This window comes from Paenibacillus sp. GCM10027626, assembly GCF_042676285.1.
Classification (GTDB): domain Bacteria; phylum Bacillota; class Bacilli; order Paenibacillales; family Paenibacillaceae; genus Paenibacillus_Z.
On record NZ_JBHTHC010000010.1, the window covers coordinates 40,384 to 63,134 of the forward strand.

Sequence of the window (22,751 nt, forward strand, 5' to 3'; positions counted from 1 at the left end):
ATGAAAGTAGCCTCCTCTTACGATTCATGGCTTTCCTGATGAAGCGGAATGTACAGGGTAATCGTCGTTCCGCTAAATTCCTGACTTTCGATGTGCATGGCGAACGCTTCGCCATAATAAATACGCAACCGGTGGTACACATTGCGCAGCCCGACTCCGGTGGAACGCTTCCGCGGTTCCTCTTCGCCTCCGTCCCCTGATTCGCTGCCCGCGTAATCGTCTGACAATGAACGGCGCAGCTGCCTGAGAACCTCCTCATCCATGCCTAACCCATTGTCGCGGATTTCAATTTGCAGTCCGCCTTCAGCCGGATGAATCGCAATGCAGATAACCCCCTGCTCATACAATTCTTCAATGCCGTGCTGCAGGGCGTTTTCCACAATCGGCTGCAAAATAAATTTCAGAATCGGCAGTGAGTCCGGCACATTAATTTCCCATTGTACAATGAACGCATCCTTGAAACGCAGCTCCTGAATCGTCAAATAATTGCGCACATGCTCAATTTCTTCCGCTAGCGGCACAACCTCGCTTCCGGTGTTGATCGTAAATCGGAATATTTTCGCCAGCGAGTTGACCATCGCGCTAACTTCCACCGCGCCATATTGTCTGGCCCGCATATTGATCGCTTCCAGCGTATTGTACAGAAAATGAGGATTGATCTGCTGCTGCAGCATCCCGAGCTCGGCTTTCATTTTGGAAGTGACGAGATCTTTCTCACGAACCTGTTTTTTGATGTTTTCTTCCATCAAATCATTAATCTTTGTGATCATATTATTGAAACTCAAAACGAGCAGACCGATTTCATCCCGCCTGTTCAACTCTTCGGTCACCATCCCGTCAAGCGCCTCCCCTGCTTCTAGCGCCTGCGTCAGCCGCTCGATCGGCTTCACCAGCAGCATGGAGAGATACCAGACAACCGCCAGAATGGCCGCAAAAATCAAGACGATCAGCAGCAAATAGCGATAGAGCATTTCATTGATTTTCAAATAAATATCGTCGATCGTAAAGAAAAGCATGGCCGTCCATCGCGAGTTCGGGATGGAGCGCTGCATCATGACTTGATTGCTCGAACCCACTTTTCTAATTTGCGACTCTTCTTGTTTGAACGTGCCTGCTGCCCGCTCCCGTACAGCCATTTCGGCAAAGCCCTGCTCCGGAGCGCTGGAATAAAACTTTTTATCCGTTGCTTCGTCCAATAGTACGATTGTTTCGCGGCGGTCCGAAGCTACCGACTGGAACGTATCCTCCTTGAGCACCATTTGCAGATAGGCATTTGTCATGGTGCCGTCCGATGTTGGCAATGACAGCTTTTTGATCAGCATGATTGCCGGATGATCATAAACATCCTTCTTGCCGGCCACCCAGACGATTTGTTCCGGCTCCAGCTTTTCCAGCGTCGTCATTTCGGAGGTCGTCAGACGGAACAATCCGATGTTATTAATAAACGTCGACGAGTAACGGGCCAACCCCTGGCTGTTATAGAGAATAAAATAAGAAACGTCTACAAGCCCCGGATAGCTGGAAATCGGAAACTTTTCATCTACGCCGGGAGCCGGATTGTAGGGCATAAACAGATTCGTCAGGCGGGTGTCGGTAGCCACGCTGTTCGTCAAGCTTTCATAGCTGTCCATCCGGTTGCGCGTTTCTTTAACGATCTGATTCGCGGACTGGACGGTAGAGTCGACCAGCTTATTGAACATCGAGTGATAAGTCAAGGCAACATGCAGCGCAACAGCGGCAATGAACGGAATCATGACCGAAGTGAACAGCAGCAGCAAAATTTTATTGCGGATCGAAAACTTGGACAAAGGCAAACGGGCAAAACGATCTTCCGGAATATGCCCAAAATCGACATTGCTCTCTTTTCTCCAAGAAATGCGGGCCAACACGTTGAACGGATACATAATGCGGTTAGAGAGCCTGATCGAAACCAGCAAGCTGATTAACAGTGTCGCCCCGAACAGCAGCACGCTAATTTGCAGCAGCGAGGCATCCCAAATCGCATTGCTTGCTTTACGTTCAAAAAACAACAGCTGAATGCCGTATGGCGCAATTGTTTTGGCTCTTACTTCATATGCGTCGTCCCATTCCTGAACCCACTGGGTCTCACCCTGCCTGACCTTCCCCACCGCCGCGCGGATGGCTTGTTCATTGGATAAATTGGACCATAAAACATGATCATTATTATCAAGCAGTGTAATATAGCCATCCCAGCTGTCTTCTCCAGGCAAAGCCATGGACAGCATATGGTCGTCCAGCACAACGACGGTCAGCACATTCAGGAAATTAACCCCGTTGTTAATGATCATATGACCTTCGATGCTTTCAAAAAAAGCTTGCAGCCGTTTTCGTTTATCTTCCGGAAAATGCGTCATCGTCTTTAGCGGGATCGTAAATGTTCCGGGCGGAATATAGGTCGGCATATCATAAAAACGCGTAAACGATTCGATCATGCCCGTATCGCGCAATTCATCGATCCACGGAATCTGCTCCTCGGGAATAAGCGAGGACTGGCTGAATTGTTTGCCCAAATTTTTCTGATTTTCATTTTCGCCAATGAAATAAGCCCGTTCCACCAATGAAGGCTGCAAATGCAGCTTGTTCAGCCGTTCATTCAGTACCGTACGCAGCCGTTCAGCTTCATCAGGAGGACGAAGATTGTAATATTCCCGGGAGTAATTTATGAAATCCATAGAATCGAGCTGGGTTGCCAGGGAGCTAATGTCGTTTAACTTGGTCATCAACTGGCTCTCGACATGCTTGGTTACATTTTGCCGGGCGGCTTGACGAATATCGATGCCAACACCGCTTGTATTCCAGTAGCTGATGGCAATGAGAATGCCCTCCGACAGAACGGACAACAGAAAAGAGATGAATATCAGGCGATTGCGCAAGCTGCGAAATTTCATGTTATCCGTCCTTTAAAGCTGTATTGTAGTGGGCATTCCGATATTCCGCCGGCGATTGTCCGGTATATTTCTTAAAAATAAGCGTGAAATAACGCGGGTTTTCATAACCGACCATTTCGCCGACTTCATAGACTTTCCAGTTCGTCCCGGCCAGCAAGCTCTTGGCCTTCTCCATACGGAACTCCGTTAAATAATCGATATATTTCATCCCGGTTATTTCTTTAAACAAATGGCTGAGATAGCTGGCATTCAAATGGACATGCTGCGCCACGTCATCCAGCGTAATTGTGCGGTCGTAATGATTGGCGATAAAAACCTTAGCTTCTTGCACCAAACGCTTGCCGTTTGCCCGGCCTGCCTCTGCATCGTCGCCGGATTGTTCGAGTCCGGCAGCGGTTGCCGGCGAGGCAAGAGCCGCAGACGATTCAGCGGATGCAAACTGGGCTTCGGCCATCAGACAGGAATGGCGAATCTCTGTCGCCCTGTCGACGACAGGCCCGATCCGGTATTGCAGGTGAGACTGAAACAAGCCGCGGAAACGTTTAAGCGCCTTCAAAATCCGCTCCAGCTCTGACTTGATCGCCTTTTCTGCTGCTATCTGATCCGGCGGCAGCATGGTTGCTTCAGTGACAATCAATGAACACTGGCCTGTTACCGGATCGACATAGTGGTAACCGAACCCCGGCTCATCCCAATAATCGTGCAGCAAATTGTCCAGTGCAAACACAACCAGCTGCCATTCCTGATCGGACGCAGGCTTTGGCCGTTTGGGGTAGGACTGAAAACGCAGCGCACAAACAGCGTAAGAAGCTTTTGCTTCCAGCAGCACCTCTGCAGCCGCGCTATCAAGCTCAATCATTTCTTCCGTCAAGGAACGCTGCAGCAACTCGGCTAAAAATTTCGTGCGTAACAAATGTGCCGTCAGCTTCGCCTTGCGCTCCAGACTTGCCTGCCTGAGCTGCAGCTCACGCTCCTGGCCAAGCATTGCCGTCGTTTTGTGCAGAAGCTGAAAATACTCTTCGAAATCAAGGGGCTTAAGCAAATAGTCCAGCACCCCGAACTCAATTCCCTTTTTCGCATATTCAAAATCACCGTAGCCCGACAATACAATTTTTTTTGTGTACGGGTACAGGTTTGACACTTTGCTAATCAGTTCGAGACCATCCATGAGCGGCATCTTGATATCGGTCAGCAAAATATCGACCGGCGTCTGCGCCATCGCTTTCAAAGCTTCGATGCCGTTATCGCAAACTGCGACAACTTCAATCCGGAATGAACCGTAGTCTACTTTCTTCAAGCCTTCCCGAATTTCATGCTCATCATCTACAATGAGCATGGTGAACCGTTTCTCTTGTCCTGTTGTCATCGTTCATCATCCTTTAATAGCAGAGGATACGACTCCTTCAACGAGGTAACGCTGTCCGATAAAAAACACGACGATAATCGGCAAGACGAAAATGACGAGCCCGGCATTAAGCACCTGCGTCATTTCAATCCTCTGATTGCCAGGGAATGAATAGCCTACCGAGAACAGCGCCGTCGCCAGCGGATACTTGTCATCTTGAAGGAACATGAAAGGCGTCAAATAATCGCCCCCCCATGAACCATTAAAAGCTAAAATGGACACCGTTGCAACAACCGGCAAAGAGATCGGCAGAAAGATATTCCAGAAAATCCTGAACGTTGAACATCCGTCAATTCGCGCAGCTTCCTCCAAATCTTTGGGGAAGGCGGCGAAAAATTGGCGATACAGGAAGATGCTGAAGGCGCTGCCGCCGAGTGCCCAGAAAAACCAGGGCCAATACGTATTAATAAAGCCGATTTTGAAGAAGATGACATAAGTTGGGATTTGCGTTACAATGCCGGGCAGCATCATCGTAGAAAGCATCAACAAGAACAGGATGCCCTTGCCCGGTCCGCGCAGCCGCGCAAAGCCGAAGCCGACCATCGCGCTGGTGAGCGTCGGCACTATGACTGCAATGCCGGAAATTATGATGGAACTTTTGGCAAATTTCCAATAATCGATCAATGTCACCGCATAACGATAGTTTTCAAAATGCAGCCCGCCGGGCAAAAAGCTCGACGATGAGCCCACTAGCTGCAAGGAATTGGTGACGAGCCAATACAAAGGCAGAACAAACAAGATCGACAACAGAACAAGCAAACTGTAAATGGACGTTCTTCCTAACCAGTTTCCGGTGCTTTGGCCTACCATGCTACTTTCCCTCCTGATCCACTTCGTAAAACACCCAAAGTTTGCTCGTCGTAAAAATCACGATCGTCAACAGCAGAATCATCAGGAACAGTACCCACAGCAGGGCCAGGCCGTAGCCGAACCGGTTGTAGGCGAAAATTTGCTGAAACGCATGAACCGAATATACATAATTCGGCCGTATCGGCGTCGACAGCAAGCTGTTCGAATTAGCCGCGAGTAGTACAGGCTGTACGAAAATTTGCAGCGAACCGATGATATTCATAATGAATTGAAAGAACAAAACCGGCGTTACGAGCGGTATCGTAATTTTCACAAACCGTTGAAACGTTGTGGCGCCGTCGATGGCCGCCGCTTCATATAAATCTTTGGACACCGCCTTCAATCCCGCCAAATAGATCAAAATCCCGCCGCCGACACCCCACAGCAGCATAATGAACAAAGGCAGCATGGCATAATCGTAGCCAAGCCAATCTACCGGCTGCAGCCCCATTTGGATCAGATAATCGTTAATGACCCCATCCTTCGTAAATAGCGAGCGCCACATCGTACCGACTGCGACAACCGGGATAATGGAGGGAATAAAGAACAGTGTCCGGTAAATGCCGATATAGCGCACATTTTGGTTCAACAACATCGCAAGCAGCAGCCCAATCGCAGTACTTAGCGGGACGTTGATCAAGGTAATGAGCAGCGTACGCCCCAGCGCGTACATCGCATCGTTATCGGTGAACACCTTCACATAATTATCCAGGCCGATAAATTTCAAATTGTCCATATTAAAACCCGCATAATTCGTAAAGCTTAAGTAAAGCCCGTAGAACAGCGGGAGCAAACCAAGCAACACAAACACAATAAACCATGGAGAGATAAATGCATAAAATTCCAGGGCAGCTTTGATCGATCTCCTGCTCATAGATGTCCTCTTCCCGTTTCATTTTAGAAAAAAGTTGCCGGAGCATCAGCAGCAGCACTCCGGCAACCATCAAAAGTTTGTACCTGGATTATTTCGCGCCGGTCAGCTGTTTGCCTTCTGTGATGAGCGTATTCAGCTCATCCGTCATTTTCTTCCCTGCGCCCTCAACCGTTTCTTTGTCGAAGTAAACAGGTGTGAAGTATTTGTCGAAGATGGCGTTGACGGCCTGATAATTGAGATAAGGATTGTAGCTCAAGAAGCCTTCCGTATATTTCAGCTCGTTTTGCACAAAATCATAACCCATTTTATCGAAAGGCGTACCTTGTGGCAGCAGCTTCATCAACTCTGCGCTTGCAGGCAAACCGTAGCCTATTTTAGCGCGTTCTTCTGCCGGCTTTCCGCCGAAAAACCATTCGAATACTTCCCAAGCTTCATCAGGATGCTTAGTTTTGCTGGAAATAATCGCTCCTGTACCGGATGCATTCGGTGAAATGCGTTCGCCATTCTCCATGACCGGCGCAGGCGCTACTCCGAAATCATCCAGCCTGTCCTTGGTCAATTGATTGTCTTTGAGAAAACCGGAAAACCAGTAGCCCGCAATAATGATCGCTGCTTTATTATCGATAAACAGCTGACCTCCCCAGTCGGTTTCCTGATGCAGCGGGCTCGGGCCGATACCTAGTTTAACCGTGTCTGCCCAAAAGTTCAGCAGGCTCTGCAGTTCCGGAGTATTCAAATCCGCACTGCTCATATCAGCGCTAAACATGCTCTTGTCAATTTGCGCAAGCTGGAAGTTCATCAAATCTTGCTGTGCCGCAATATTGCCGTTGTAGTAGGTCAAGCCGTATTGTGTTACTTTTTCGCCGTTTTTCTTCGTCAGTTTCTGCGCAAGCTCAATCAATTGTTTCCATTTCATCGGTTCCGTGCTGCTCGGCAGCGGGATGCCGGCTTCTTCAAACATTTTTTTGTTGAAGTAGAGGGTAAAGTCCGGCGACCAGTCCTTCGGAAAACCGTAGATAGGGCCTTTGCCATGCTCGCCGGTCGTTTTATCGAAGCGGAACTGGTTGACGATCGGCAGGAAATCATCCTGCTTGAACACTGTGCTCGCTTCAAAATATTTCGTCAGGTCGAGCGCCATATCTTTCAGCACAAAGCCTGGCACCTCCGTCACGCCGGCAGCCCGGATAATATCCGGCGCATTGCCTGCCGCCATCATCGCCATCAGTTTATTGTAATCGGCTTCGACACGCTCGATTTTTATATTCGGATGCTCTTTTTCAAATTCAGCCATCATTTCGGACGATAGCTCAGTATCGTACAGTGTGGTGCGAATGACGACCCGTTCGCTATTCGACTTGTCTTTGCCTCTGTCGCCGCTATTGCCGGCATTGGCGCCGGAGTCGCCGCCGGAGCTTTTATTGCCGGGCTCGCCCCCATTGCCGCTATTGCCGCCACAGGCGCTCAGCAGCAGCAGACTGCAGATAAACAGTGCAGACAGAGCGGTTGACCAATACTTCTTGCTCATTGAAATCCCCCCAGGATGTAAGATGATAAATTGCTTGTTCACTTCATTCATTATAGAATTCAATGTGCCAGGCAACAACGCGCATTCTTTTTTGATTTGGTCTAATATTTTTGGAATTTGTCACAAAAAAATGATCCCCTAGACCGGACTTCGAGAGACATCCGGTTCAGGGGATCATTGTTTATTGCACTTATTAAACCTTTACTCAATAACCGGGGGTATTCCCGGATACTTCACAACAGGCCATTTCGTCTTGCGCAGCGCATGCATTAATTCGGGTGATGCGTATACATTATCGCTTACCAGCTGCTTAGGAGTAAGGGCCATCCATTGATTTAACGATACGTCCTCAAACCGGTCGCTTTTGAACATCTCCAAAAACCATAACGTTTCTGTCCCCGTATTCTGGATGTAATGACCAAACGCGAAAGGAACATAGCCGACATCTCCAGCCCTGTAATTGAATGTGCGCGCCGTCCCGTTCCCTGCGAAGACAGTCATCCGCCCCTGGCCGCTAATATAGTACTGCCATTCATCGTTGTTCGGATGCCAGTGGAGCTCCCGCATTGCGCCAGGATGAATTTCCACCAGGGCGGCTGCTACGGTGACCGATGCCGGAAAATTCGAAGAATCTACAATTCGTACCGAACCGCCCGGCGTAACGAGCGGCGGCTGCTGAAGCAGCCGATGGACAAAGCTGTTCGGCACGCTTCCCTCCGGGGCAGGTACCGCTTGACTTTCAATCGGACCGGGTACCTCGTCCTGAAAAATATAGATTTGCCCGTCCGGCACACTCTCAAATGCCGAAACGGGAACGCCGAAATTGGCCGACAGCACCTCCTTGGGGGTATGTGCGAACCAGTCGGAAATAGAAAGTGTATTCAGGTCGGAAAAGTTGCCGTCGTCGAAGACGAGCAGAAATTCGCAGCCCTCCGCAAGGCCCTGAATAGAATGGGGGATGCCCGGCGGAAAGTACCACAAGTCGCCCTTGTCCACATCGGCGATGAAATTTCGCCCCTGCTGATCAACAGCCGTCACCCGGGCCCTGCCCATAATCATAAAAGCCCATTCCGCTTGCTGGTGCCAATGAAGCTCCCGTACGCCTCCCGGCGTCAACCGCATGTTCACACCGGCCAGCGTTGTGGCAATGGGCAGGTCTCGCACCGTTATTTCCCGCGACCATCCTCCCTGATTGAGCTGCATATGTGTATCTGAGAAAGAAAACTTCAAATTGGGCAGCAGTCCTGCATCCGTTACCGGAGGCACCAACATGTCCGGATTCTCCATATCGCGCAAAATGTCGCGCGGCCCGAAGTCTGTCGCCCCTGCGCCGTCGCTTTCCCTGATCGGTTGCGGTATTTGCATCTCTTTTTGGTTCATTCGTTCCATTCGAACCCCTCCTTTCCGCTAAACTCTGGATGCCTTGTTTGTAAATCCCTTAACAATTATATGTATTTCATCATGCCGCTAAGTATTCATGTGAGAAGAAACGGCTGACGCCATCCTTCGTACTATCGCCAAGTTTCTTCTTCTAATAGCATGCCATGCATAGTCGGAGTTAGAGGGCTAAAGCCCTTAAGGAGGGTAAGCTGCAAAGCGGGTTCATCTAACGGAAGCTACAGACGTTAATTCGCCAATAACCCTCCCTTTTGAAATCTAACGGATGTGGGCGATCTTAATGGGACGTTTTTGGGCGAAATCGTGCGCATCATCAGCAGATAAAGGCGTACAGTTCCGTTACAATTTCAAATCGGTCGAATTTTTGATAATAGCGGCTGTGGCGTCCGTTAGCGCTCGTTCATCAGGTATCCCTTGATGAATGGCCGCTAACGAACCTGACACCCCTTATTCGGCTAAAAATGGGGCCTTGTGGGCTGTAACGAATCTACCGATCGTTATTCACCGAAAATCGGCTGCTTCCCCGCCATTTTTCCATCAATAGCGTGTCTCAGGTTCGTTACACGCGGAGCAAGCCGATTTTCAGGCCAATAGCGTGTCTCAAGTTCGTTAGCCCTAATCGTCAACATAGGGAGGATAAAATGTGGAAAAAATAAGCCGAGTCAAGGAGTCTGTGCGGCAGCACAGCTCACTTGCTCGGCTTTTACTTGTCCAAACCTTTGCTTGTAACGTTAACCTATATCGTCAAACCATTATTTTGCAAATATCATTCGTAAATTCAACCGGATCCTGCAGCGGTAAACCTTCAATCAGCATCGCCTGATTGTACAGCAGCGCGGTATACAGGTTCACTTTTTCCTTATCCTGCTCGTAGGCTGCTTTCAGCGATTGGAAGACCGGGTGGTTCACATTGATTTCCAGCACCTTCTCGGCTTTGACATCGCCGCTGTTCGGCATTGCCTTCAAAATCTTCTCCATCTCGATCGTCACTTCGCCCTCCGTAGAGAGGCAGACCGGATGCGATTTCAGCCGCTTGGAAGCTTTGACGCTGGACACTTTGCCCGTAAGCTGCTCTTTCATGTAATCAAACAGCTCTTTGTTCTCGTTGTTCGCCGCTTCATCCTTCTCTGCGTTGTCATCCGCTTCGATGCCAAGATCGCCGCTGGAAACCGATTTGAATTCTTTCTCCTTATACTTCATGATCATCTTGATCGCGAACTCGTCGATATCCTCTGTGAAGTAAAGAATTTCGTAGCCTTTGTCCGCTACAAGCTCCGTCTGCGGCAGCTTCTCGATCCGCTCATTGGATTCGCCGGCTGCATAGTAAATATACTTCTGATCTTCCGGCATGCGGGATACGTACTCATCAAGCGTAACCAGCTTCTTCTCTTTGGAAGAGTAGAACATGAGCAAATCCTGCAGCGTTTCTTTATGCGCACCGTAATCGCTATAGATGCCGTACTTCAGTTGACGGCCAAAAGAACCGTAGAACTTCTCATACTGATCGCGTTCATCCTTCAGCATGCTTTGCAGGGCGCTTTTAATTTTGTTGTTAATATTTTTGGCAATCAGCTTCAACTGACGGTCGTGCTGCAGCATTTCCCTGGAAATATTGAGGGAAAGGCTCTCGGAGTCTACCATCCCTTTTACAAAGCTGAAATAGTCCGGAAGCAGGTCTGCGCATTTATTCATAATCAATACGCCATTCGAATACAGCTCCAGCCCTTTTTCAAACTCTTTGGAATAGTAATCAAACGGAATATTTTCCGGAATGTACAAAATCGCCTGATAAACGACTGCGCCGTCTGCACTGATATGAATATGCTTCAGCGGCTTGTCAAAGCCGTAATGCTTTTCATGATAGAAATTTTCATAGTCTTCCGCTGTCAATTCATTGCGGTTTTTGCGCCAGATTGGCACCATGCTGTTGACACGCTGCTCTTCGACATAATCTTCAAACTCGTTCTCGCTTCCTTCTTTCGGACGCTTGCCGGTCATGTCCATCTTGATCGGATAGCGAATGAAGTCCGAATATTTCTTTATGATTGCTTTCAGGCGATATTGCTCCAAAAACTCGTCATAGTTGTCTTCTTCGGTGTTCTCTTTAATTTTCAGCGTAATTTCTGTGCCGACCGAGTCCTTCTCCGCCTCTTCGATAGTATAGCCGTCAGCACCTGTCGATTCCCACTTGTATGCTTTGTCGCTGCCAATCGCTTTACTTATAACAGTAACCACATCGGCTACCATAAAGGCCGAATAGAAGCCAACGCCGAATTGCCCGATAATGTCGTGGCCGTCCTTCGACTCATTCTCCTTCTTGAACGCCAGCGAGCCGCTCTTGGCAATAACGCCGAGATTGTTTTCCAGCTCTTCCGGCGTCATCCCGATCCCGGTATCCTGAATCGTCAATGTCCGTTTGTCCTTATCGGCAGTAATTTTAATGAAATAATTATCCTTGTCGAACACCAATTTGTCATCTGTTAGGGCCAAATAGTAAATTTTATCGATCGCATCGCTAGCGTTCGAAATCAGCTCCCGCAAAAAGATTTCGCGCTGAGTGTAAATGGAGTTGATCATCATTTCCAACAGACGCTTGGACTCTGCCTGAAACTGCTTCTTTTCCATTTCATTCTCCCCTTTCAAAAGTAGACGCTGCCTATTGTTATGTATTCGGTTTAACAATAAAAGAGAGTTTAGCACTCACCTCGACCGAGTGCTAACTCTCTTTTTTATATCACTACCAGATTCGGATGTCAACACCTAACCCCACAGCACCGTATTGACCACTTGCTCCGGCGTATGCCGCAAAGCTTGCAAAATATCCATCCGCAGTTCCTCGCTCAGCGCCGGGCCCTGCATCAACGATACATTTTCCTCAAGCTGGCCAACCGTCTCCGCTCCGACAACGAGCGAATGAATTTCCGGCATATCGCGAACGAAGGAGAACGCCATCTGCGCGATTGACATATCGTACGTTTGCGACAATTTGCGTAAGATTGCCAGCGGCTCCTTTGCTTCCTGCAAATACAGCGGCAGCTCATCGTCCTCCATAAACAGCAGCCCTTGCAGGAATACACTGCGGGCAAAGACAATTTTGCCCTGCTGCTGCAATTTTGCCAAGCCTTCATTATATAGCAGGCGATGATCCAATATATTGATCGGGATTTGGATAGCCTCAAACAAATCATGCTCGACAATGGGCCACAAATCGCGCATATGCTCATCAATATTCGCTCCGAGCGAGACGCCCGCTTTGCCGATCACGCCTTCCGCGATCAGGCTTTCCAGCACACGCATAACCGTATTGGCATGAAACCTTATAACATCCGGGTTATGCAGCATCATGATCGGCACTTGCTTCACTTGCAGCTGGCTTAGCGAACCTTCGGCGAATCGCCGCATTTGCGCTTCTACCTCAGCCGCCGATGTATCGGCACCCACCTCCAGTCTTATTTTCGACACAATGACCGGAGGAGAGGATTTCCTGGCAAAAAAACTGCCCAATACTTTCTCCGATTCTCCGTATGCGCTTGCCGTATCAAAACATGTAATCCCATGGTCAAGCGCTGCCTGGAGCATGGCCGAGCTGGCGCTTTCATCCGGAATCCCGCTCTTGTTCGCAATGCCGTATGTCATTCCTAATTGTACTGTCCCCAGCGTCATGCCTGATATCTTCAGATTGCCGAATTGCTGCTCCTGCATGTGTCGTTTCCCCCTAATCGCTGTTCTACCAGGCCGTCCAGCCGCCGTCCACGACGATGTTCGAACCGGTTATATAGCTAGCCGCGCCGGAAGCAAGAAACACCGCCGCACCGATCATCTCCTCACGCTTGCCGACCCTGCCAAGCATTGTTTTGGCACTCAAGTTTTTAATAAATGCGGCATCCTGCATCACTGCCCCGTTCGGGAATGGTCCCGGGGTAATGCTGTTAACCCGAATATTGCGTCCGGCGAGATTAGCGGCGCAATACCGCGTCAATTGCAGCACTGCAGCCTTGCCGGCGCCGTAATTCGGCGGATTGTTATAGCCATTATCGCCGTAAACGGCCGGATCGGGCGCAACGATCCCGTACATCGAGCCAAAATTGACGATTGCCCCGCCGCCTGCCCGCTCCATATACGGAATGACTTCGCGTATACAGCGGAACGCTGTACCGGCTGCGCCATCCAGCCCTTTCAGCCAATTTTCGTCCGACATGCTGACGATGTCCGCTTCCTTGCCATATCCGGCTCCAAAGGTTGCACAGTTAATTAAGACATGGATTCCGCCGAATGCCTTCTCCACACTTGACATCATCTCGCGAATCGACGCCGTACTGGATACATCGCATTGCACATGAAGCTGCCGCTCATTCACTTGCGTGTTCGCTGCACTGATATCGGCGACGGCAACTTTCGCGCCATAGGCGAGCATGCCTTCTACAATCGCTGACCCCAAGTATCCAGCTCCTCCTGTGACAATGGCGACGCATCCTTCCAGTGAAAACAACTGCTGTAAGTTTTGGCTCATTTGGCTGTATATCCTCCGTCGACGGCAAGGTTCGCTCCTGTCACATAAGCAGAGGCATCGGAGGCCAGAAAGACGATTGCGCCTTTTAAATCTTCGGCATTCGCCATCCGCCCAAGGAACGTCCTGGCACTGTATCGTTCGACAAATACATCCGGCGTCCGCTCCGACTTGACCCCGCCGGCATCAATACAATTGCAGCGCACATGATACGGGCCGTAATAGGAAGCCGTGAAGCGGGTAAAGTTCAGCATCCCGCCTTTATGGAAGAAATAGTCCGGAGCAAACCCATGAAAGCTCAGCCCTTCATACAAGCTGGCATCCGGGCCGATCACGCCTTGTATGGAACCGATATTAACAATCGAGCCGCCGCCCTGCTCCTTCATCACATCGCCAAACGTACGCGTCATCAGGAACAGCCCTGTCGCATTCACTTCCATGCTTTTGGCAAACAGCTCTGCCGGCGAATCCCACTCTACACCTACCCGCTCCACTGCATTGTTCACCAAAATATCGACCCGGCCTGCTTCCGCCATCATCCGGTCCCGCAATCGCAGCATCGATGCCTCGCTGCTCTGATCCAGCACCGCCGCTTTCACTGTACAGCCCAGCTCATGATACATCTGTTCCAGCTCAGCAAGTTTGGCCTCATCGCGAGTCGTTACATAAGTAATCGCTCCAGCTTCCGCGAGCGCGAGCGCAATTTGCGTACCGTATAGTCCGCCGCCGCCAGTCACGAGCGCCACTTTGCCTTCCAGTGAAAAAGTCGAGAGTACGCTTGTCTTCATCGCCTTAGCCTCCATAGATGCTTTTTGTCAATGCAGCCTGTTTGTTCGACAGTTCTGAAGTAATGTGCTGGAAATATTGCTGCAGCGCCACAACGTCTGCACCTACACTAATAAACTGATAACCAAGTCCGGCAAGCTCCGTAAAATTATCTAGGCTGCCGACCGTACCGGCAAACTTCCCGTGAAAAGCCGCCCGCTCCGCGATCCGCTTTCTCGTCTCCGCCACAAGCGGATGGGCAAAATTGCCCGGCTCGCCAATCGCCTGCGTAAAGTCGCCAGGCCCGAAGAATATCATGTCCAGCCCCGGCAGTGCCAATATTTCGTCCAGCTGCCCCAGCGGCTCAGGATCTTCGATCTGAAAAATGTTAAACCGCTGGTCGTTCGCCTGCTCCAAGTAGGGCAGCAGCTCCAGCCCGCAGTAAGCGCCGTCGGCATTGCCGCCATCGAGCGGGCGCAAGCCGACCGGATGAAACTTCGTGTTGCGTATTACCGTCTTGGCATCGTCAACGCTCATAATATGCGGCACCATAATGCCGGTCGCATCCATCTCCAGCGGACGAATATAGTCACTGTAGCTTCCCCGTGCCACCCGTACCACGACATCGACATCATACGCCTTGGCCGCCAAAATTTGCTTCTCGATTGCCGACCAGTCATTCGGCACATGCTCCATGTCGGTCCAAATACAATCGAAGCCGGAGCGCGCGGCGATTTCCGCCACCCGTGCATCGGCCAAATTCAATTTAATCGAGACCGCCGTCCCGCCTGCCCTCATCTTCCGCAAAACCCGGCTTGGCCGCATGCCATAATACTGACCGCTCATCCTTGTTCTCCCCCTCGATTAGCTCTCCCGAATTTCCTCCAGCAGCACCTCGCGGCCGCCTTCATTCCGGCTGCGGATGCCGCCAATGACCAGCTTCATCAATTCCACCGTCTCGGCAAAAGGAAATGGTCTTACTCCTGTCCGCACATAATCCGTGAAAGCTTGCAATTGCGCTTTGAACGCATAGAACGTATCTTGCATCGCGGCTGTTGCATGCCCAATCGTGCCACATAGCTGCAAGACGCCAAATGAGCCATACATGTCAGCCGTTGCCGCGATGACAACATCCGCGCCGCTCCGATGCCGGCAATGTACGATATTCTGTTCAGCTGTTCCTGTATTGCGGACACTTATAAATCCCGGCCCCAATATCGGATAGATCGCTTCCAGTGCATGAATACCGTAGCGTTCCCAGCTCTTGGGTGTCGTCACTGTAGCGAAGCGAATCTTGCCCAAGTTGTTAGTCGATGCCCGAAACGGAATAAACTCCTTGCAATATCTCATACTGCTGGACGACATCATTTTGGCTCCTGCCTGCACCCAACCATTAAATACTTTCAAATCCGCTTCATTATCTGTAAGCGGTTTATCGACAAAGCTCGGGATGCCAGCCTCAACGAACGGCCTGCAGCGTTCCACATGCTCCTCGCCGCGATCTGTCGCAATTAACACCGCATCCACTTCGCCGATCACATCTTCCGGGCGTGCTACAATATTCGGCACAAGCGAAGCCCTCGCCACATGTTCCGCATCTTCTGGAGCATCCGTCCAAATATGAGTGACCACAGCCCCCTCGATCTGCAACCGCTCCTTCGGCTCCTTATCCAGATAGACTGGAATGGCAGCATACGGACATTCTGACATTACTTCAGAATTATAGCCGTTAAAGATCGCACTCCATGAATACGGATGGCCATTGCCATCCACCATACCTAGCATAGCCAGACGAAGCGGCTTGTTTTGTTCAGACATCGCTCATTTGCACCTCCACATCATTCGAGTTGTAGTACCGCATATAAATTCTTTGTACCTTATTATGAGACAATCGACTCTATTAATTGAAATTATACCCGCAATCCGATAGGCTGTAAATACAAAAATGCCCAGCTACGCACCGTATCGGCGCATAACTGGGCTCTAGGACTGATATCTATTTAGATGCTACTCATAAATCCGGTTCAAAATGCGCTGAATGAATACAGCCGCTTCTGCCCTTGTGGCAGTCCCTGCAGGGTTCAGCGTTTGCCCGCTGCCCTGGACGATTCCTTCCTGCACCAGGCCGGCCAGGCTTTCTGCCGCATAAGCGGCAACCTTGCCATGATCCTTAAAGGCTGTCAACGAATCTGCGCTGCCGCTGATTGACAGATCTCTGGCAATCTTCAGCGCTCTTGCTGCGATCGTGAACATATCTTGGCGAGAGATCTTTTCCTGCGGGCGGAAGCGACCTGCTCCTGTTCCCTGGATCATATGGAGCTGCTTGGCGATCGCCAGCGCTTCATAATAGTAATCGCCGCTGTTCACATCTTTGAAGTTTTCACTAGCGCCGCTGCCTTCAAGCTCCAGCGTCCGCACGAGCAGCACGACAAAATCCGCTCTCGTAATATTCTGTGCCGGCGCAAATGAACTGCTGTTGACGCCCTGAATGATTTCACGGGCTGCCAATGCTTCGATTGCTTCTTGCGCCCACGGATGCTTGCCGATATCTGCAAAGGTTTTGTTCACAAATGCTACGGCATAGCTGCCGAAATGATGCACCTCAAAACGGACAGTGCCTGTTGTCCGGTCATATTTTCCGCTCGGCAGCGCAGCTGCCCGGCGTTTGTCATCGATGTGCCATACGACGAGATTGCCCGGCTTGCGCAGTTCCGCTGCAGTCGGCTCGTATGGAATCGCCACTTTTACAACCGCATCCGGGTTATTCCATGAACGGTGCGCCCCGTTTTCTTTGACCGCCAGACTAATCACCGGACGGCTGCCGGTTTGCGCCTGCACTTCGCTGCTGAAGGAAGCACGGTCCGCCTGACTGATTACGAGCGAGATCATATCTTTTTCTGCTGCACCGCTGTCTTTCAAGAAATTAGCCGGTATACTTACAACGCCATAAGGAGTCGCAATTTCAAAAACATACTCCCGCGCTGCTTTCGTTACAGCCAGCTTAGGCAGTTCAATATCTACATGACTCGCAAGACCGGCACCTTTCAATTCTACTTTTACAACCTTGGCGCCTTTGTTGTCTTTGCCCGCATCTTTCAAAGCAAGTTCCAGATCGGCCGGTAAAATCGTTGCCGTGGCCGTCGTTCCTGCTACTTTAGCTTCGAGCGAGATGCTGCCCTTGCCTACCGTTGCCGAATTGCCGCCGTTATTGTCAGTGCCGCCCGGGTTGCCCGGGTTGACCCAGCCGCCCGAACCGTCGGAGCCGCCATTATCGGTATCGTTCGGCTTGACAGTAAGGAACATCTGGGCATACTTGGTCGGATCCTTTTTGCTGACAGCGCGAATAATGGCCGTTCCTGGGTTCAACGCGGTAACGAGACCATCTTCCGTTACACGTGCAACACCTTCGGAGCCTTCACCTTCTACCGACCACAGTACAGATTTGTCGGTTACATTTTCAGGAAGGACCGTTGCATGCAATTGCAGCGTTTCGCCTACCTTTAATGCAGTCGCTTCTTTATTCAACCGAACCTCAGTCACCGCTGGATCAGTCGGCTGATCCGCTTCTTCTACCGTTAGTTTAAAATCGGCAAATTTGGTTTCATCGGCTGCGCTCAATGCCCGAATCGTCGCGGTTCCAACGGCGAGCGCCTTTATTGTGCCGTCTTCGGACACAGAGGCAACCGACTTCTCCGCTTCCTCGGGGATCATCCAAATAACTCCCCGATTCGGTATATTTTCCGGTAAGACCGTTGCGTTCAGCTTCAGCTCTTCCCCGGCCTTCAATGTACCTTCATATTGATCGAGCTTCACTTCGTCAACTTGGAAATCCGGATACTTATCTACCGTAATTTCACTGTCCGCATAAACATTTCCCCAAATGCTTTGCGCTCGGACTGTAGCCTTGCCCAAGCCTTTTGCCGTCACCAGACCGTCTGCCGATATTTGCACGACATTGTCTGGAGTGGAGTCGTAGACAGACCAGGTCACCGTTTTGTTGCTGGCATTCGCCGGCAAGACGTCGGCCTTGAGCTGGATGCTTTCGCCTACAGCCAGATTCGCTTGCGGATGATCGATGACGACAGATTCTGCCGGAATCTTAACCAGTTTGAATTCATCCACGACACGGTCATTAATTGTCTTGACGACGAATTTCATCTCATCCCCATCGATTTCGGCAGCAACATACATCTGCGTATTTTCGCCGTCGGTCACACGCTGCCACTCCCGTGACCATACCGGATAAAATTTTGGTCCTGACGAACCGCCGACAATATACGTTGTTCCTTCTCCGTCCGCAACCGGCTTCTTGTCTTTCATCGGATACGTACGCACGTATACGTGGTCGTGGCCGTTGAGCACAAGGTCAACCTGGAATTCATCAAACACTGGCGTCCAGGCATTACGAATGTGTTCGGAATCATACTGGCTGCCGAACGGTCCGCGATGGAAGGCGACGATTTTCCACTTCTTGTTGGTAGCCGCCAAGTCTCTGCGCATCCATTCACGCTGCTCTTCAAAGTCATACTCGCTGTTAAGGACGATGAAATGGGCATTTTTGTAATCGAAGGAGAAATTGCTTCCTTTCAGCGTATCAATACCATTCTGCGGATGATTGAAATGCGCCAGGTACTCCTCCGTTTTTCGGCTTCCCGTTACTTCATGGTTGCCGACCACCGGCACGATCGTCGTATTCATCAAGTTGCCTTTGGCAGCATTGAACCACATATTCCATTCATTTTCTTTATAGCCGTCCTCGACAAGGTCGCCGCCTTGAACGACGAATTCCGTGTCCGGATGATCGGCTATCGCCTTGCTCAAAATGTCTCCCCACAGCTTAAATCCGCCCTCATTAGTCGCTTGGGAATCGCCGAGGAAAATAAATTTCGTCCGTTCATCAGAGGCTGCCGCCGTCTGGAAGGAGCCCTGCTCACTGTAGCTGCTGCCATCGCCAACGCGGAACACATAATGTGTGCCCGGTTCAAGGTCAATGGCCGCTGCTTTATGGACACGGACCGTTCCTGTATCGGTTGTATTGAACAAATAGCTGTCACCGGTAAATTTCAATACATTCGGCGCATTAAAATCGGTGAACTCCTCTCGCCTCGCAACCTCGACCACTGTACCTTCCGTTGCCGGGTTCGTGTGCCAGGTGAAAGCGCGGGAGGTTGTCGTATCAGCCCCCATCGTGATGCTGACATTGCTTGGAACCGGCTGCCCGGTCAGCTTGGATACTTTGAACTTCATAATGGCGCTGTATGAGCTGTCCTTGACAGCCTGCAGCTGGTATTCCTTCACTTCTGCCGTCAAAGCATCTGTTATCAGAACCCCTTCCGCATTGGTCACGCCCAGCTCTGATCCGCCGATGACAGTAACAGCCACACCTTCTACTGGAGCCCCGGCTTCATCCGTAACCTTCAATGTCGTTTTCATGCCTTCTACTACGCCATGCTCATCCCAGCTCAGCACCAGCTGATGCTTGATCGCGGCACGAACCGGCTGGCCAAAGAAGGTAAAGCTGGTCTCGCCTGTGTCCTTGAAGGTCATCGCACCGGACTTGAAAGTAATGTTCGCTGCACCGGCGGCCTGCGGCTTGATGCGGTAGCGGATTTGCGCAAGCAAATCGTTATCCGCCAATTCGGCCGTATAAATCTGCTGGAACTCCAGTTTGACAGCTCCGGATTGCCCATCCACTGCACTGATTACTTGCTCCTTGCTCAATTTCGCGCTCGGGATAACCTCCAAACTGTCTATTACCGCGGGATCAAAGCTGAGTTCAACATGGCTGTTATTGATAGCCGCTGCTTTGATCGCTTGAATATCCAGCGTGTATCTGCTGCCTGCATAGACTTCGGAAGGAGCATCGTACACAATCTTGGACGAGCCTGTATCGACCGTAAAGGTCCACTCCTTCTCCGTCATGTTGCCGGACAGGTCTCTAATTTTGATCTTCGCAGCATGGACGCCATCAGCCAGCGGTACGCTAGGCGTGTAATGAATTTGTCCCTTCGGCGGATACAATGTATGCTGCACCAGCACACCGTCTACGTAGAAACGGATCTTGTCCGGATCGATCAGCGTTGTTCCCGGGTGCTTAACAGGATCATAGCCGTAATCTTCGCCAATTGCCTCAATCTTTGGCGTATTTGTCTTGACGACACTTCCTTCTGCCGGCATCAGATCCTTCAGTACCGGCGGGTCCATATCATCATTTGTAGGGCCGTAGACCGCCCGGATGGAGTCGATATAGAGAACGCCTGCATTTTTGTTATCATTTTTTGTTTCCATGTAACGGATCGGCTGATCCATTCTAAGCGGAAGATCGCGCCCTTTTGGCACCTCGGCTTCCAAATAACGCCAGCCTACAAAATCAACGCCGACTGATTGATCCACATAGTCAATACCGATCGCCGCACCTTTAGCATCCCGCAGCTGTCCGCGCAGCCAGTGCTTTTTGCCGTCGCCATAGACCCAAATCCCAATCTTCTCGGGATAGCCTGGAACTTGTATGTTGCTCTCCAAATCCTTCGCTTCCATATAAGCGCCTGATGTGCCAAGCTCATCTGTAAAATCATACTCCAGCTTGGCCGACTTGCTGCCGGTGCGAACAAAATCCTCATTCGTTTCTTCGCCAAAATAGACGGATTTGTAACGCGCACCCGACTGTGTTTTGTAATTGCCTGTACCATTTTCAAAGTTTTCCAAAATGACTGGCGGCAGGCCGACTTCGACGCCCATCGAGGTCTCTACAGTTTTATAGGAAACAATTATTCTACCTTTTTGTTCTGTAGCATCGGTTGCCTGGAAAACACCGTCTTCACTAATGGAACCGATTGGCCCTTCAACGCGCCACTCAAATTTGCTGTTGTCCGCCTGAATGACCTGACCGTTGCGAATGGCCTGAACGGTCAATTTCTCGGATTTCCCCGATGCGAAAGTTTTGACGGCACCCGGGAATACGAGCTCGGTCAATTCGTCGACGACCTCTACTTGCCCTTTGCCTGTCAAGCCGCCTGCAGTAGCTGTAATATCGGCCATTCCCGCTTTATCGGATGCAGTGAACTGGCCTTCGCTGTTTATGGTGCCGTAGCCTTCCGTTACCTTCCATGCAGGCGCGCCCTCCATAGCTGCCGGATGTCTGCTTGCATCTACTGCCGCAGCTTTGAACGATACTGCTGATCCCGCAAGCACGCGCTCAAGGTTTGGCTGTACGACAAGCTCCGTTGCCTTCCCTTCCGGCGCTTTGTTTACCAGCAACAGACCGTTAGCTGTTTTGCGCTCATTGCCGTCAGACGGGCGATTCAAAACTTTGCGCTCGACATTGCCCGGAAGTCTGGCAATAAATGTGGCGGAACCGCCGCCGTCAAGACAAAGCGCGTTCACAGCACCCATATCGCGCATAATGATACCCAGGTCGTCATATGAGACACCTTCACTAAAGCCCGGGGCACGGCCGTCGATTTCCACCATAATAACCGTTCCGTCAGCTTTTGTACCGATGCCTACGCGTGGATAAAGCGCCTTGTCTTCATGGGTTTGCGCCACGCCGTCCTTAACGAGCATAAAGACGCCGCCCATTGCCATCTTGACATCCTTCCACTCATCCTCAAGCTCAAAGCTGGCTGTAATTTCGTCGCCGACCTTCAAATTAGCCAGCTCCTGGCGGAATTTTCCCGACGCTGAAAGCACGACCTGCCCCTTATTGAGCGGTGTGTTGCCTTTATCATACAAAATTTTGCTGACCTTCAGCTTCATCGTTTGTCCGCTCTTCACTTCGCCTTCAAGTATATCCAGCACGACTTCATCGCCCAGATCGTTCGTCATCGTCGACGAATGGAAGGAAGCAGTGTACAGCATCAGCGCTTCCGTATTTTCCCGCATGCGGTTGATGTGAGAAATCGGGATCGTTTTATCCCCGATCTGAATCGTGCGCTTAAGATCCGGGCTTAAGCCGTAAATCGTGCTGCCGTCATTTTTCAGGCCGAATGCCAGCCAGCTCCATTTTTCAGGAGGGCTGGTCAACATTTCGCCGTCTCCCATAAAAAGTCCAAGCGGAACACCTGTTGACATATCGTAGAAATCGCCATTGACCGCTGCGATTACACGATTGCCGGCCGCATCCGCGTCCGCAGCCATCTTGCTCAGGCCTTCCATGCCGTAAACCTTGCCATTAGTCATGCCCGGCTGCAAATCAAGCGCAGGGTTTTTCGGATCAAACTCAACGGAATGAACCTTCTCCAAGCCTTGCTTCAGTTGCAAATCCTGCCACACATATTTGGCGCCAGGGCCGATCTCCATTTGCCGCGTATCCAACACCCGGGCAAATTCCGAATCCGCTCCAGCTGCTGCCGCTGCTTGTCCCGACGGAGCTACGAGCGACAGCACAATCAAAATGTTGAGCCATAGAGCCATACGCTTCTTGTGATTCATAATTTTTGTTTTCCTCCCCATCCTGCTCTGTCTGGTCTGAACAACCGGTCTCAGTATAATATGAAGAGAAAAAAAAGTAATGAAACAAT

General features: G+C 50.6%; 13 protein-coding genes. All 13 read right to left on the reverse strand.

Translation table 11 applies throughout. From position 1 onward, the window contains the following. Positions 1-17: 17 nt before the first annotated feature. The 13 genes from ACFQ0N_RS19975 to ACFQ0N_RS20035 all read right to left on the reverse strand — a co-directional run bounded on the left by ACFQ0N_RS19975 (position 18) and on the right by ACFQ0N_RS20035 (position 22,662). Positions 18-2,909 carry a sensor histidine kinase gene (locus ACFQ0N_RS19975; protein ID WP_379329402.1) on the reverse strand — a complete coding sequence of 964 codons (2,892 nt, stop codon included), beginning with the start codon at positions 2,907-2,909 and terminating at the stop codon, positions 18-20. A 1-nt stretch (position 2,910) separates the two neighbouring features. Further along, positions 2,911-4,275, reverse strand: a complete 1,365-nt coding sequence (locus tag ACFQ0N_RS19980) for a response regulator transcription factor (protein WP_379329404.1) — start codon at positions 4,273-4,275, stop codon at positions 2,911-2,913. Between the two features lie 6 nt (positions 4,276-4,281). Beyond that, entirely contained in the window at positions 4,282-5,124 is an 843-nt protein-coding gene (locus ACFQ0N_RS19985) for a carbohydrate ABC transporter permease (RefSeq protein WP_379329406.1), read from the reverse strand. A gap of 1 nt (position 5,125) precedes the next feature. After that, positions 5,126-6,037 (reverse strand): carbohydrate ABC transporter permease, encoded by a 912-nt coding sequence (locus ACFQ0N_RS19990; RefSeq protein WP_379329408.1) that lies wholly within the window; start codon positions 6,035-6,037, stop codon positions 5,126-5,128. An 88-nt stretch (positions 6,038-6,125) separates the two neighbouring features. Then, the gene (locus tag ACFQ0N_RS19995) at positions 6,126-7,562 is read right to left on the reverse strand and encodes an ABC transporter substrate-binding protein (protein ID WP_379329410.1); all 1,437 of its coding nucleotides are present in this window, start codon (positions 7,560-7,562) and stop codon (positions 6,126-6,128) included. Between the two features lie 201 nt (positions 7,563-7,763). Beyond that, the gene (locus tag ACFQ0N_RS20000) at positions 7,764-8,951 is read right to left on the reverse strand and encodes an oxalate decarboxylase family bicupin (RefSeq protein ID WP_379329412.1); all 1,188 of its coding nucleotides are present in this window, start codon (positions 8,949-8,951) and stop codon (positions 7,764-7,766) included. Between the two features lie 753 nt (positions 8,952-9,704). Beyond that, entirely contained in the window at positions 9,705-11,585 is a 1,881-nt protein-coding gene (gene htpG / locus ACFQ0N_RS20005; RefSeq protein ID WP_379329414.1) for a molecular chaperone HtpG, read from the reverse strand. Between the two features lie 135 nt (positions 11,586-11,720). After that, positions 11,721-12,662, reverse strand: a complete 942-nt coding sequence (locus ACFQ0N_RS20010) for an aldo/keto reductase (RefSeq protein WP_379329416.1) — start codon at positions 12,660-12,662, stop codon at positions 11,721-11,723. A 25-nt stretch (positions 12,663-12,687) separates the two neighbouring features. After that, on the reverse strand, positions 12,688-13,470 hold the full coding sequence (locus tag ACFQ0N_RS20015; protein WP_379329418.1) for an SDR family oxidoreductase: 783 nt from the start codon (positions 13,468-13,470) through the stop codon (positions 12,688-12,690). Further along, positions 13,467-14,255 (reverse strand): SDR family oxidoreductase, encoded by a 789-nt coding sequence (locus ACFQ0N_RS20020; protein WP_379329420.1) that lies wholly within the window; start codon positions 14,253-14,255, stop codon positions 13,467-13,469. The genes ACFQ0N_RS20015 and ACFQ0N_RS20020 overlap by 4 nt, the downstream gene beginning before the upstream one ends. Before the next feature lie 4 nt (positions 14,256-14,259). After that, complete coding sequence (locus ACFQ0N_RS20025) at positions 14,260-15,078, reverse strand: HpcH/HpaI aldolase family protein (protein ID WP_379329422.1); 819 nt, start codon at positions 15,076-15,078, stop codon at positions 14,260-14,262. 18 nt (positions 15,079-15,096) lie between these two features. Continuing rightward, positions 15,097-16,050 carry a Gfo/Idh/MocA family oxidoreductase gene (locus ACFQ0N_RS20030; RefSeq protein WP_379329424.1) on the reverse strand — a complete coding sequence of 318 codons (954 nt, stop codon included), beginning with the start codon at positions 16,048-16,050 and terminating at the stop codon, positions 15,097-15,099. A 189-nt stretch (positions 16,051-16,239) separates the two neighbouring features. After that, positions 16,240-22,662 (reverse strand): phosphodiester glycosidase family protein, encoded by a 6,423-nt coding sequence (locus tag ACFQ0N_RS20035; protein ID WP_379329426.1) that lies wholly within the window; start codon positions 22,660-22,662, stop codon positions 16,240-16,242. Positions 22,663-22,751 lie beyond the last annotated feature (89 nt).